Source organism: Citrobacter sp. Res13-Sevr-PEB04-36 (assembly GCF_015672735.1).
Classification (GTDB): Bacteria; Pseudomonadota; Gammaproteobacteria; order Enterobacterales; family Enterobacteriaceae; genus Citrobacter.
In genome coordinates, this window is the sequence record NZ_JADABY010000025.1 from 107447 (window position 1) to 120504 (window position 13058).

12 protein-coding genes are annotated in these 13058 nt (G+C 52.4%); 3 read left to right on the forward strand and 9 right to left on the reverse strand.

Annotated elements, in window-relative coordinates:
• The first annotated feature begins 48 nt into the window (after positions 1–48).
• Positions 49–957 carry a DMT family transporter gene (locus IMQ48_RS07540; RefSeq protein WP_196208528.1) on the forward strand — a complete coding sequence of 303 codons (909 nt, stop codon included), beginning with the start codon at positions 49–51 and terminating at the stop codon, positions 955–957.
• Between the two features lie 41 nt (positions 958–998).
• Here the strand turns inward: IMQ48_RS07540 and IMQ48_RS07545 are convergent, their stop codons facing one another.
• The 3 genes from IMQ48_RS07545 to tehA form a co-directional block, all read right to left on the reverse strand.
• A complete protein-coding gene (locus tag IMQ48_RS07545; protein ID WP_196208529.1) occupies positions 999–1670 on the reverse strand; it encodes a DUF3313 domain-containing protein in 672 nt (223 codons plus the stop codon).
• Positions 1671–1826: 156 nt separating this feature from the next.
• A complete protein-coding gene (tehB, locus tag IMQ48_RS07550; protein WP_196208530.1) occupies positions 1827–2423 on the reverse strand; it encodes a tellurite resistance methyltransferase TehB in 597 nt (198 codons plus the stop codon).
• On the reverse strand, positions 2423–3424 hold the full coding sequence (tehA, locus tag IMQ48_RS07555; RefSeq protein WP_196208531.1) for a dicarboxylate transporter/tellurite-resistance protein TehA: 1002 nt from the start codon (positions 3422–3424) through the stop codon (positions 2423–2425). Before tehA ends, tehB begins: the two co-directional genes overlap by 1 nt.
• Before the next feature lie 113 nt (positions 3425–3537).
• On the opposite strand from tehA, the gene ydcK reads away from it, so the two are divergent.
• Positions 3538–4518: a YdcK family protein gene (ydcK, locus tag IMQ48_RS07560; RefSeq protein WP_196208532.1), complete on the forward strand. Its 981-nt coding sequence runs from the start codon at positions 3538–3540 to the stop codon at positions 4516–4518.
• On the opposite strand, the gene rimL is transcribed toward ydcK, so the two are convergent.
• The 5 genes from rimL to IMQ48_RS07585 all read right to left on the reverse strand — a co-directional run bounded on the left by rimL (position 4510) and on the right by IMQ48_RS07585 (position 10047).
• Positions 4510–5055 (reverse strand): 50S ribosomal protein L7/L12-serine acetyltransferase, encoded by a 546-nt coding sequence (rimL, locus tag IMQ48_RS07565; RefSeq protein WP_196208533.1) that lies wholly within the window; start codon positions 5053–5055, stop codon positions 4510–4512. The two genes, ydcK and rimL, sit on opposite strands and share 9 nt — an antisense overlap.
• 394 nt (positions 5056–5449) lie before the next feature.
• Positions 5450–5674, reverse strand: a complete 225-nt coding sequence (locus IMQ48_RS07570; protein ID WP_003833168.1) for a YdcH family protein — start codon at positions 5672–5674, stop codon at positions 5450–5452.
• A gap of 167 nt (positions 5675–5841) precedes the next feature.
• Positions 5842–7497 carry a glucan biosynthesis protein D gene (locus tag IMQ48_RS07575; RefSeq protein ID WP_196208534.1) on the reverse strand — a complete coding sequence of 552 codons (1656 nt, stop codon included), beginning with the start codon at positions 7495–7497 and terminating at the stop codon, positions 5842–5844.
• Between the two features lie 193 nt (positions 7498–7690).
• Positions 7691–9034 carry a VOC family protein gene (locus IMQ48_RS07580; protein ID WP_196208535.1) on the reverse strand — a complete coding sequence of 448 codons (1344 nt, stop codon included), beginning with the start codon at positions 9032–9034 and terminating at the stop codon, positions 7691–7693.
• A 110-nt stretch (positions 9035–9144) separates the two neighbouring features.
• Positions 9145–10047, reverse strand: coding sequence for a manganese-dependent inorganic pyrophosphatase (locus IMQ48_RS07585; RefSeq protein WP_196208536.1), 903 nt, complete (start codon positions 10045–10047; stop codon positions 9145–9147).
• Positions 10048–10267: 220 nt separating this feature from the next.
• Here IMQ48_RS07585 and IMQ48_RS07590 point away from each other — a divergent pair, with 220 nt between their 5' ends.
• A complete protein-coding gene (locus IMQ48_RS07590; RefSeq protein ID WP_196208537.1) occupies positions 10268–11191 on the forward strand; it encodes a LysR substrate-binding domain-containing protein in 924 nt (307 codons plus the stop codon).
• Between the two features lie 46 nt (positions 11192–11237).
• Here IMQ48_RS07590 and IMQ48_RS07595 read toward each other — a convergent pair whose 3' ends face one another.
• On the reverse strand, positions 11238–12926 hold the full coding sequence (locus IMQ48_RS07595) for a methyl-accepting chemotaxis protein (protein WP_196208538.1): 1689 nt from the start codon (positions 12924–12926) through the stop codon (positions 11238–11240).
• Between the last annotated feature and the right edge of the window lie 132 nt (positions 12927–13058).

The window sequence follows — 13058 nt, forward strand, 5'->3', positions numbered from 1 at the left end:
GGTGGCGTGGCAAAGTCTGCCTTTGAATAGGCAAAATGAGAGCGATGTATGAACGCACTGTTGTACAGTCTGGTGGTGGTGATATGGGGCACGACGTGGATTGCGATTTACCTGCAACAGGGCCCGGTTGCCGCACCGGTTTCTATTTTCTGGCGCTTTGCCGTTGCCAGCACGGTGATGATAGCTATTCTGCTGGTAAGCGGAAAATTGCGTAAGCTTTCTGCGCGTGACCATCTGTTTTGTTTGTTACAAGGTGGATGCGTTTTTTGTTTTAACTTCTGGTGTTTTTACACGGCTGCCGCGTGGATCAATACCGGACTCGAATCGGTTATTTTCTCGATGGCGGTCCTGTTCAATGCGGTTAATAGCTACCTGTTTTTTGGTCAAAAACCGCCGCGACGTTTTTATGTCGCCGCTGGACTGGGGCTGACAGGTATCGTCACCTTGTTCTGGCAAGATTTAGTCAACAGTGGGTTGAATCACTCGCTGCTGCTGGGCATTGGTTTGAGCGCCCTCGGCACTTTTGGTTTCTCGCTTGGCAATATGATCAGTCTGCGTCATCAGAAAAATGGCCTTGAAGTGATGACCACCAATAGTTGGGCGATGTTATACGGCACGGTGTTGATTGCTACCATTGCGCTGGTGCGTGGCGACAACTTCACGCCACAGTGGACCTTCAGTTATCTCAGTGCGCTGTTGTATCTGGCGATTTTCGGTTCGGTGATCGCCTTTGGCGCCTATTTCACGCTAGTCGGACGTATCGGCCCCAGTAAAGCGGCATACAGCACGCTGCTTTTCCCGTTGGTGGCACTGACGCTGTCCACGCTGTATGAGGGATATGTCTGGCAGGTCAATGCGATTATCGGGTTAGTGCTGATTTTGCTGGGGAATCTGGTGATGTTCACCCGTCCGGAAATGCTGATGGGGAAACTGCTGTACCGTCGCAGGGTAGCCTAAAAAAACGCACCATCCGCAGAAAGCAGATGGTGCATTTTTCATTATTGTTTTTGGTTTATGTTAAACATGGAGGCATCGGTCGCCATGTCATCAACCACTTTCTTCAACGTTTCGAACGCCATCGGCGTACTTTCGTTGTTCAGGTCTTTACCTTCACCCTTACGAACAACTTTGATCACAGGTTTATTGGTTGCCGCATCGATCAACTCACCTTCAAAATAGAGGTGGGTATCCATGGTGCGGTGCCCTGTCGCCATTTGCGTACCGGCAACAACCAGTGCAACCGGAACCACTTCATAGAATTGCAGCCCTTCTTTACTGGTATCAACACCGGTGATCGCCCCACGGAAAATCAGGCTACGTGGGCCAGGGGTTGTCACCAGAGGCTTACGCTTACCAATGGAAGTTTTCATTTGAGTATTGGTATAGCTCAGCAGCTTATCAAGCACCTGCTGTCCAACCTGAGTGGTTGGCTTAGGAACCGGATAATACGTGACCGGGTTATAAACGATATTATCGTATTTAGATTCATTAAAGCCAGGGTCAACCCAACGAAGCACGGTTTGCCCCGATGCTGATTTAGTTTCCTTCAGGCCAGAATAGTCTTTTAAAAACCCAGAGTATTTATCCGGCTGAGTCACTTTTGACGCACAGCCAGATAATGCCAACAGGCCAGTAAGCACTGCAACTTTAAATAAAGTTTGAGTACGCATGAAACGATCCCTTTAGTTTTCGCAATGATGCTTAAAAAGAATAGCAAAACAGAATCGTTTTGGATGTACTAAAAATGGTAAGGACCGCACAATTTTATCTTAACGTTCAGCATAAAAAAATGCTGAACGTTGAAAGAGTTATCTCAAATGCAAGCTTTATGCAGTTTTACGCGCCAGCATTGTCGCAAAGCGTAGTTTAATACGATTGCCGTTCTCATCCGTACGGTGAAGTTCACCCACGTCTTCATTGTACTTCAGGAGATCCCATCCGTTGTAATAGCGGCGTAACTCGCCTGCTTTAAACGCAAACGGGAACCCAACGGTACACGGAAAATCATCGGTATCCATTGCCGCGACGATCAGGTTATATCCACCTGGTTTTGTGCAGCGCTGCATATTCTCAATCAGGCCCGGAATGGTTTTCGCTTCGAGGAACATCATCACCACGGTAGAGAGAATAAAATCATATTCCCCGTCAAAGCGTAACGCATTGAGGTCCACTACCCCGGCTTGCAGGTTGGTCAGCCCTTCCGCATCTTTAATGCGCTCCAGGTTGGCAATGCTCATTGGGTTTTTATCCCACGCGGTCACGTCATAACCGTTAGCCGCCAGGAACAGACTGTTACGACCATTCCCGCAGCCCAAATCTAACGTTTTGCCAGGGGCAACAATTTTTGCCGCCTCAACAACGTCGGAATGTGTACGGGTTAAATCATATTTCTCAGTAAAGTAGTTTTCGTCACAACGGGTCATTATTTATCCTCAGATTTCAGTAATGCAGCACGTTCCGTGCGGATAAGCAGTTTTCCCTGCATCAGCAATGCAAACGTACGTATCAGTAATAGCGCAATGATAAAATTGGTAAAAATAAACAGCGGGATCGCCAACGTATGGAAAAAGCCTGACGCGCTGCCGTGGCCTAAATGCAGCCCCGTCGTCGCCAGCGCGGACACGCCAAACGAGAAGCTCCAGAATGACGCATTAAACGGCTGAGACAGGTACCACGGCATCAGTCGTAACATGAACAGCAGTTGCAGCAAGCCATAGCCGAACAACATTTTTGCCAGCGTATCGCCTTCTCCGCCGTTGACACTGAGCCAGGCGCTACAGGCAACCAGCGCCGGAGCCAGTTGGATCCCTAGCGAGGTACGTAATACCGCCGGCAGCTCACCTGAACTACGTAATCGTTGCAGAATAACCGGTTCAAGGCTTAGCCACGAAAAGACGCCCGCGCCCAAAAAGACCAACCCTGCATCATTGTAACCGAGCGCGCCACAGGCCATGGCGCTGATAAAGTTGTTGGCCACGGTCGGCAGGTACAAACCCGGCGTGGTGGCTTCTTCAGGATGAGAACCCCGCCACAGTCCTGCCGTTTGCCAGGCCGCATACGACAGTTGGATCACCACACCAATACCAAACAAGGCCACGGCTAATGGTCGGCACCACGGAACAAAACCAATTGCTACCAACATGGTTGTGGCAGGGAAAAGACTAACAAAGCTACTCATTACCGGGTGGCGTATTTCTGCCAGCACGCTGTGGGGAAAACGCACCAGGCGGGTAACAAATGCCAGCGTTAGCAGTCCCCAAATGACCATCGCGAGGATTACCAGACCGTCACCCATCCAGTGGCTCACCGGCCATATCTGACTGGCATATCGCCAGGCAAAACCCATCCCGATAGTTCCCAGTACCATGCCAAAATAACCGGCCGGAAGATTAAGGACTCGCTCACTGTGCTTGTTATTACTCATTTCGTTTATTTTTTAAAGTATATTTGAAATACATTTTATGGAATTTACGGCTGTTTAGCCAGTGCGGAAAACTTTGCTACGTTTAACTAAGGTGTGCAACAGGGAAATTCGCCATGACCAAGTATTGTCTTTGCAACGAACCCCGTACCTTCAGTTATCAGGATAATGACCACAAAAAAAACGTATCGTTACGCCAGATAATCGCCCTCATCGACTTTAATGATGTAAAAGCCGGAACGCGGGGCGGCTGGATTGACGATGAAAGCGTGCTGGCACAAAACGGCAATTGCTGGATTTACGATGAGAATGCTATCGCCTTTGCCGGGGCGGTTATCTCCGGTAACGCCCGCATTACCCAGGCAAGCGTGGTCCGAGATGCCGCCCAGATTAGCGGTGAGGCGTGGATTGACCAGTCAGAAATCAGCCACGGCGCACAGATAAGTGACAACGTCACAGTTAAAAGCGCAATTATCCGTGGAGAATGCCTCCTTTCCGGTGAGGCCTGTGTGTTAAGTGACTCGGAAATCATTGCCGCCAAAGGATTAACCCGTGAAAGCGACCAAATGCTGCACATTTACGACCGCGCTATCGTCAGCAACTCGCGCGTGGTGCATCAGGCGCAAATATATGGCGACGCCGTCGTCAGCTACGCCTTTATCGAACACCGCGCCGAAGTTTTTGATTTTGCGCGAATAGAGGGCAACGAGGAAAATAACGTCTGGATCTGCGATTGCGCGAAAGTGTACGGGCACGCCAGGGTTGTCGCCGGAACCGATGACGATGCCATTCCTACCCTGCGCTACAGTTCGCAGGTGGCGGAACACGCCGTGGTCGAGGGTAACTGCATCCTGAAGCATCACGTGCTGGTTGGGGGGCACGCGCACCTTCGCGGCGGTCCAATCCTGCTTGATGATCGCATCCTCATTGAGGGTCACGCCTGCATCCAGGGAGAAGTGTTGATCGAGCATCATATTGAGGTTACCGGCCAGGCTTGCATCGAGGCATTTGAGGGCGACGTGATTCATCTACGCGGCCCGAAAGTGGTCAATGGTCAACAGCGTATTACCCGCACGCCTCTGGCTGGCTTATTCTGAGGTGCAATCAATGATACGGGCGTAGAGATTCACATCGTGGTACTCACCGTTGAGGTACTCCGCCTGCATCATACGCCCTTCCAGCAGGAAGCCATTGCGCTGCGCGACCTGATTACTTTCATGGTTGTCCACCCGGCATTTAATAATAAAACGGCGGATCTCACCACGCTGCGCATAATGCTGAATAAACGCCTGTAGCGCCCGGGACAGTATGCCGAGCCCCTGATGCTCTTCATTCAGCCAGTAACCGATATAGGCGGCTTTATTCAGCGGTTCAATCTGGTTAAACGAGATCACTCCCACCACATTCTGCTGTTCAAAAATAAGGAACATTTTGGCGTAGCCGCGCTGATGCAACATCATATTCCCCTGCACGTTCTTGCGCGTGTCATCCTCGGATCCCACAAACTGTGGCCAGTTCAGCGACTGCTGCAGCCAGAGCTTATTTTTGAGTACCAACTGATGCAATGGCGTGACGTGTTGCTCTTCGACTGCCCGCAGTTCCAGCGTATCGCTGACGGGAATGACTTCTGGCATGTTTTTCTCCTTCACTTGCATTAACAGGGCATTTCTGACTGCCATCCGCTGATATTAATCTGTTTATCACCCCGGACATCCTCATGGGGATGAACATCCTATCTCAGAGAAAGGTTCCGTTCACCTCATGTTCATCGTTTCTCTGAAGCACCGATTCCTGTGAACGAGTAAAGGCCGTTCTACGCCACGCTCTTTACAATCCCGGCACCCGGCACGGAAAATTGTTGCTGCGCAATTCCCTCAGGAAGTGGAAGAAATCAGCGGCGCGCTGTTCACCGAAATGTCGATTCTATGGGGCGCGACGCATAAACGGGGGGATGGTCGATTAAGCTTTAAACAGGAAGGGCTTCCCATTCTTGCGGAAAGCCCTTTTACACAGCGAGAGTCGTATTATTTAGCTCTCACTGACACTCTCTTTTTGCAGGATTTTGAGCAGGTCTTCCTTCAGGTGAAGTTTCTGTTTCTTCAGGCGAACAATATCCAAACTGTATCCCCGACCATCCGAACCTTCCAGTCTGGAAATCTCATGATCAAGGCTGTTGTGTTTTTCGAATAAAGACAGAAAGCGAGGATTCTCGGATTTCAGTCGGGAAATGAGGTCTCTGTATTCTGGAAACATACTTTCTCCCTGTTAGTGGACATAAAGCGTGTATAAGAAATACACACCTTCAGCTTACCCATTTGGCATAGGGAAAAATGCGAACAGGATCGAGTAAATAGCGTACAGAATGTTCCAGCAGAGATGAGGTCTGTGACTCCCCTTCAGGAGAGCCACAGGACTTGCGATTAACGCATTTCGCGGTCGTCGACGTACTGACGTTTATCTGGTGCTGGCGGGAAATACTGATACAGCCAGGTCTCGCTGATAGCATCGCCCTGGCAACGCAGGAACATGCGCATATCTACCGGATCGGTTGAGTCCGAGGTCGGATACCAGTCAAACTGAATACGATAGCCATCGATAGGCTCTACGTAGAGGATTTCAATCTGCTTCGCTTCTCCACTGGAGAGCGTAATCACCGGCTCAATACCCTTCGGCGCAGCGGCTTTCAGATCGCCACCGACGAAATCAACGGCAAAACGACGTGCCCATTTTTCCGGGTAATGCTCGCCCGGTGCCCATCCTTCCGGGAATCCCCCCATGCCGGTGCGGGTTGCCAACACGCGCGCCAGCGGCGAGCGTACCGGCGGCTGTGCGCTCCAGTACAGGCGATATTTGAATTCCAGATCGTCACCAGCTTTGATCGCTTTCTCCGGCTGCCAGAAGCAGACGACGTTATCCAGCGTTTCACCCGTGGTTGGGATCTCCATCAAGCCAATGGTCCCCTTGCCCCACTGGTTACGCGGCTCGACCCACAGGCTTGGGCGCTTGTTGTACCAGCCCATGATGTCCTGGTAGTGGGAGAAATCACGATCGAGTTGCAGTAGACCAAACCCGCGCGGGTTGTTATCGGTGTAGGCATTGAACTGCAGTTTTTGCGGATTGTTCAGCGGACGGCAGATCCACTCCCCGTTGCCGCGCCACATTGCCAGGCGGTCGGAGTCATGGATTTGCGGGTGAATGGTGTCGCACATCCGGCGTTCGTTATTGCCACAGCTAAACATGCTGGTCATCGGCGCAATGCCGAGCTGTTTGATGTCTTTGCGGGCGTAGACATGGTTCTGCACATCCATGATCACCTGCGTTTTCTCACAGTGGATCACAAATTTAAACGCACCAGTTACGCTCGGGCTGTCGAGCAGCGCATATACCGTAAAACTGGTCGCGCCCGGTTTGACTGTTTCGAACCAGAACGCGGTAAAGTCAGGAAACTCTTCTTTGCTATCGGTGTAGGTATCCACCGCCAGACCACGCGCCGACAAACCATACTGATAGGTGTCATCTACGGCGCGGAAATAGCTGGCACCGAGGAAAGAAACCACATCGCGGCGGGCCAGTTCCGGTGCTTTAAACACGCGGAAACCGGCGAAGCCGAGATCGGTTTGCCCTTCCAGCTGTTTGGTATCTACGCCCGCATCGTTGTACTTGAACAGTTCAGGGCGGAAGTGGATCTCACGCGCCATATGCGTACTGTCATCAACCGAGAACATGCGCACGCGGCGACGGAAGCCCATGCCGACATGGAAGAACTGCGCGTCCAGCTGACGATTTTCAACGTTGTTCCACAGTGACTGCTCGGCGTCGTACTGAATACTGTTGTAAGCCTGAGGCGTGAGTTTCGCCAGCGTATCCGGCAACGCGCGCGGCGCACCGCCCCACGGTTTTTGTGCCAAATCATGGGCCATTGATTGCAGTACGGAAAAATCAAAACGTACGGTTTTTCCGTCTGCAATGTCAGACTCTGCCGCATAGGCAGCACGGGAAAAGAGTGATGCAATACCACTGGTTCCGCACACGGCGGCCATTGCCATTGAACCTTTAATAAATCGTCTACGATTCATGCCTGAAAGTAAGTCCTTCTGGTCGTGTGAATGGTCCCGCGCCGGTCACAATCTGCGGCAAGAGAGTGCACATTTCTGATCGCTCACTCTAGACAAAATTCATTAATAATCCAATTGTTGGTCGCCGATTATCTGTACAAAATCGAAAATATTTTATGTCGATGGGAACAGACCGAATCCCGTGTAAATTCCATTAAAGTAAACCACAGCGCCGTTTACTGCGCTCTTCTGCCTCCCGATACAACACAAACTCATCATATACCGCACAACCCAGCGCCTGTTCAAACGCGTCCCGACTGGCGTTACCGTGACTGCGCGCCTGGGTTTCATTGCCCAGATTAGACTGGAAAATACCCGCGGCGCTCACCGGTAAAAAATCTTCGTAGGTGATCGGTTGAGCCACCAGCCAACCCCGCTCGATCAACGGCTGCGGGTCATCTTCTGGGCGGATCGCCTGACGGTGCGCCTCGCCCGACGGCGTTAGTCGATAGCGAAACCAGGCCAGCCCCTGCTGGCGTAGCAAAAATTCACTGTCCGGGAAGGTTTTAAACACCTCTTGAAGATGCAACTGGTGCGTCAGGTTGTCTTTTCCCGTTCCCGCCTTACTCAGCAGTTCATCGTACAGCGCCCGGCCTTTGGGGGTCAGCGCCACGCCACGTTGTTCAATCTCACCAAAACGAGCAGTGTGCGTGCCGCGCATTTCACCAGCAAACAGTACCGCCTCCTCCAGCGCTTTAAAACTGGTCTGGCGCAGCAGAATGGGCACCTCACGGCGCGGCGGCCCTTCAATGAGGATTTTTGGTTCGATACCGCACTCCGGCATCATCGACTGCACGCGGTCGATATCCAGCGTGCGCGGCGTCAGATGGTTGATGTGGCAACCGGGGAAACACACTACATCGGCAATCAGTCGGTGTTCGTTGTGCAGCGCGTGATAGGTCTCTTCATCTACCGTAGCGTGCTGATGCCAGCGGAAGGTTTCCAGCGCTTGATGCACAAATTCCTGAGCCTGCGCGGCTGTGAAACCGCCCTGTTCATCAAACTCATCCAATAGTTCGTGGCAACGGCGGGTAAAGATATCGCGTTTTGCAAGAATGTCTGCAGCCCGCTGGCGTAACGCGACGTTATCGATTAATTCGAGGCGTAATAACGAGGTAAAGACCCGAAACGGATTACGCGAAAGTGAGGCATCGTCAATGGGACGAAACGCCGTGGAATGGACGGGGACGCCCGCCTGGGAGAGATCGTAATAGCTGACCGGATACATGCCCATAATGGCAAACATCCGCCGCAGCGTGGACAGTTCCTGTGCGGTACCCACCCGGATGGCACCGTGGCGCTCAACGTTAAGACGCGCCAGTTCATCCGCATTGGCCAATTTTTCATGCAGCGTCGGATTATTTTCCAGTACCGCCAGATTCACATCAGCGACAAGTTCCAGCAACGTGCCGTACTGCGGGACTTCCTGCTGGTACATTGCTGACATTGCCTGCGAAAATTGTTCCCGAATCTCATCTGCCGTGATGGTGTTCGCCATAATGTCATGCCTCCAGTGAATATTACCTGGAGTGTAGAGAACGCTACCGAGTCCGGTGGGAAGAATTTACAAACTGTGATCTCACATAAATTCCCCCACCCACAAAGAACTTACTGGCGTGGTTTTAAATGACTTTCCAGCCATGGCAGCATCTGTTTTTTACGACTCAGCATTCCTTCAACTTTGCAGGGCTGCGCGATATCTGTCAGTTCTTTTCCGGCAAACCACAGGCTGGTGTCACCTTTGTTGATATCCGTCAGCATCAGCACCACCAGCGCGGCGTGGTGTTCTTCAGCATAGCGCGCCATTTCCGCACGCAAATCGTCCAGCACCGGCGCAACCTGATCCAGCGCATACAGTTCCAGCTGAGCCACGCAAACCTGATGCCCATGAATCGTAAACGTTTTGCAATCTTTATTGAGAAGTTGCCGGGCGTTCATCCCTTCCACGCTGGTTTTAGCTGACAGCAGGTCGCGGCAGAATGCCTCCCGACCAACCCCCGTTTTTTCAACCAACGCGTCCACCGCCTGGCGGTCGTCTGCCGTGGTAGTAGGTGAACGCAGCGTGACAGTGTCACTCAAAATAGCACCTAGCAGCAAAACGGCCTCGGCGGAAGAGATCTGACGACGCTCCTCTTCCGACATCAGTTGCCATAACAGCGTCGCGCTACTGCCGACCGGTTTCACCCACACTTCCGGTGGTAAACGCGTCACCAAACCACCGAGGCGGTGATGATCGATAATACCAACGACATTACTCTCAGCCAGAGAATCTGGACCCTGAACCGGTTCAGTAAAATCAACCAGCCAGACATCACAGTCGGTCAGTGGAAACGTCAGCAGTTCAGGCATCGAGAGTCCCGCGTACTCAAAGATAAACTGCGTTTCGCGATTAGGTTCACCCGCGCGCCATGCCGTCGCCTGCTGGCCGCGTAAGGTTAACCAGCGCGCAGTCATCGCGGCGGTGCAGATGGCATCGCTATCGGGATTAAGGTGCCCTATTACATGAATCATTAATCAGTGCCTTGTGGTGAGTAGAGAACAATAGCCAAAGTATAACGACCGGGCACATTCCCTGCCATGATCCCGCTGCGCAGTCAGGCAGTACAAAACATAAGCAAAATAAATCAGTTGTAAGTAAAATATGATAAATGTTAATAATATTTTGCTATCAGGTTATCAAAAACCAACAACTTTACTTGCTACCGATACGGCTCTGTTTTTAACATCGCTTATGGAAAAAAATGTTCTGTTCAATCAGCGTATTCGCTTGCGCCATCTTCATACTTTTGTCGCCGTTGCCCAACAGGGGACGCTGGGGCGCGCGGCTGAAACCCTAAACTTGAGTCAACCGGCCCTCTCCAAAACACTCAACGAACTGGAGCAACTGACCGGGACACGCCTCTTCGAGCGCGGTCGCCTTGGTGCGCAGTTAACACTACCCGGCGAACAGTTTCTTACCCATGCGGTAAGGGTTCTGGACGCGCTCAATACCGCCGGTCAGGCATTAAATCGTCGCGAAGAAGCGCATAATGATGTCGTGCGTATCGGGGCACTACCGACGGCTGCACTGGGTATTCTTCCCGCCGTCATTGGTCCGTTCCACAAGCAGCAAATGGAGACCACGCTGCAAGTTGCCACCATGAGTAACCCGATGATCCTGGCTGGGTTAAAATCCGCGGAAATCGATCTCGGCATTGGCCGGATGGCCGATGCGGAACTTATGGTCGGGCTGAACTACGAATTATTATTTCTCGAGTCGCTCAAGCTGGTGGTGCGCCCTAACCACCCGTTGTTGCAGGAAACCATCACGCTAAGCCGGGTGATGGAGTGGCCGGTTGTGGTTTCGCCAAAAGGCACCGCGCCGAGACAGCATGCGGAAGCCCTGCTGCAAAGTCAGGGATGTGAACTGCCGCGAGGTTGTATTGAAACCCTGTCGGCATCGCTTTCGCGGCAGTTGACCGTAGATTACGACTATGTGTGGTTTGTACCATCAGGCGCGGTGCGGGAAGATTTGCGCCAGGCCACGCTGGTGTCATTACCGGTACCGACGCAAGGGTCCGGTGAGCCCATTGGCATTTTGACCCGTAGCGACGTTCAACTCTCTACCGCCGCACAGATCCTCATCGCCGCGATCCGCAAAACCGTCCCATTTTGATATTTCTCGCCGCCAAAAATAAAGGGACCCGCGGGTCCCTTTATGGTTAAAACGTTTCCCAATGCTCACCGTGGGATGGCGACGTTTGCGGCGACGAATAAACCGGTGTAGCCGCAAGGGGAACGCGTTTTTTCACGCTGCCGCCCTGCAAGCGAAAGGTGCCAACCGCCTGGGTTAAACGTGCCGCCTGCTCTTCCAGCGAGGCCGCTGCGGCAGACGCTTCTTCGACCAGCGAGGCGTTTTGCTGCGTCACCTTATCCATCTCTGAAATCGCCTGGCTCACCTGCACAATGCCCCGGCTTTGCTCATCAGAGGCGGCGGCAATTTCCAGCATAATATCGGTCACGCGTTTTACCGCATCAACGATATCCGTCATGGTATTGCCTGCAGCCACCACTTCACCAGAGCCTTGATCAATCAGCCGTACGGATTCGCTGATCAACCCTTCAATCTCTTTTGCCGCCTGGGCACTACGGCTTGCCAGCGTACGCACTTCGCTGGCCACCACCGCAAAGCCGCGCCCCTGCTCGCCTGCCCGCGCCGCTTCAACCGCCGCATTCAGTGCCAGGATATTAGTCTGGAAAGCAATGCTGTTGATGACGGCGGTAATTTCGGAGATTTTCTTCGAGCTGGTCGAAATGTTGCCCATGGTATGCACCACGCCAGAAACCATCTGACCACCCCGACTGGCTTTGCCGGAAGCATCTTCCGCCAGTTTGCTGGCATGATGCGCGTTATCGGCGTTCTGTTTCACCGTAGCCGTTAGCTCTTCCATACTGGCTGCCGTCTGTTCAATCGCCGCAGCCTGTTCTTCCGTACGCGATGACAGGTCCGTATTCCCCATAGAGATTTCACTGGTCCCGCGATAGATTTCTTCCGCCCCCTGACGCACGGTGCCCACGGTTTTCACCAGAGACTGCTGCATGGTCTGCAAATGACGGCTCAGACGACCAATCTCGCTACGTCCGGTAGGCTCATCCTGCATGGTCAGATCGCCCGCAGAGATTTGCTCAATACGTTTGGCTGCACGCAACAGTGGATGGATCACGGTACGACGCAGCACTATAAATGTCATCAACGTCAAGACCAGCGCCAGGCCGAATGCGCCCAACATAAAGGCTATGCCAAGCTGGGTGCGATGATGGGCCTGCTCACTGAGCTGATTCGCCCTTGCGGTACGGACCTCAATGGCCTTCAGCAGCACTTTGTTGTAGGCGGTATCCAGCGGCCTGGCCTGTTCATTTTCATGATTGATGATCGCTTCGAACATGCCGTTTTTGGCATATTTGAGCATCGGCTGCAAACCGTCGACATACGCCTTAAAACTGGCATTCAGTTCCGCGCCTAACGCTTCATCTGCCGGCGTTTTCACCGCCCGTGACAGATAGGCGTTAAAACCGTCCTGCGACTGCTTAATCCGCTTTTCCGCCTCCGCGATATTGGCCTTCATATCGTCCATTTCAGCAATACGGCTTGCCGCACCGGCATGGATCATATTGATACGCGAAGTGCGCAAGTGGTTAGAGCTGTTAGATAACCCCATCCTGACCTGAATCTCATCGGTTACATCGCGCTGATCGCGATCGGCCTGCATAAGAAAATAGCTCGCCAGCCCGGAACTTAAAGCGAACAGCAGAAGGATGCCACCGAGAATGGAGGAAAACAGCGGAACCAGTCGGATTTGATGCAGGAAACCCAGTTTATGCTGGGTCTGCATCGATGTTGTGTTGTCCATGACCGTCGACTCTCTTGTAGGGTTTATGCGTGAAAACACGCCCGATAGATAGTCATCGGCAATCCGCCTGGATTGCTTACCGCGAAAAGCGCCGGATTCGTCACACTTTCACAACATCATTCTAAAAAATTC

Bases quoted from the DNA above. Each gene is read 5' to 3' on its own strand.
- IMQ48_RS07540 (WP_196208528.1), top strand. From the start codon at position 49: ATGAACGCACTGTTGTACAGTCTGGTGGTGGTGATATGGGGCACGACG.
- IMQ48_RS07545 (WP_196208529.1), bottom strand. From the start codon at position 1,670: ATGCGTACTCAAACTTTATTTAAAGTTGCAGTGCTTACTGGCCTGTTG.
- tehB (WP_196208530.1), bottom strand. From the start codon at position 2,423: ATGACCCGTTGTGACGAAAACTACTTTACTGAGAAATATGATTTAACC.
- tehA (WP_196208531.1), bottom strand. From the start codon at position 3,424: ATGAGTAATAACAAGCACAGTGAGCGAGTCCTTAATCTTCCGGCCGGT.
- ydcK (WP_196208532.1), top strand. From the start codon at position 3,538: ATGACCAAGTATTGTCTTTGCAACGAACCCCGTACCTTCAGTTATCAG.
- rimL (WP_196208533.1), bottom strand. From the start codon at position 5,055: ATGCCAGAAGTCATTCCCGTCAGCGATACGCTGGAACTGCGGGCAGTC.
- IMQ48_RS07570 (WP_003833168.1), bottom strand. From the start codon at position 5,674: ATGTTTCCAGAATACAGAGACCTCATTTCCCGACTGAAATCCGAGAAT.
- IMQ48_RS07575 (WP_196208534.1), bottom strand. From the start codon at position 7,497: ATGAATCGTAGACGATTTATTAAAGGTTCAATGGCAATGGCCGCCGTG.
- IMQ48_RS07580 (WP_196208535.1), bottom strand. From the start codon at position 9,034: ATGGCGAACACCATCACGGCAGATGAGATTCGGGAACAATTTTCGCAG.
- IMQ48_RS07585 (WP_196208536.1), bottom strand. From the start codon at position 10,047: ATGATTCATGTAATAGGGCACCTTAATCCCGATAGCGATGCCATCTGC.
- IMQ48_RS07590 (WP_196208537.1), top strand. From the start codon at position 10,268: ATGGAAAAAAATGTTCTGTTCAATCAGCGTATTCGCTTGCGCCATCTT.
- IMQ48_RS07595 (WP_196208538.1), bottom strand. From the start codon at position 12,926: ATGGACAACACAACATCGATGCAGACCCAGCATAAACTGGGTTTCCTG.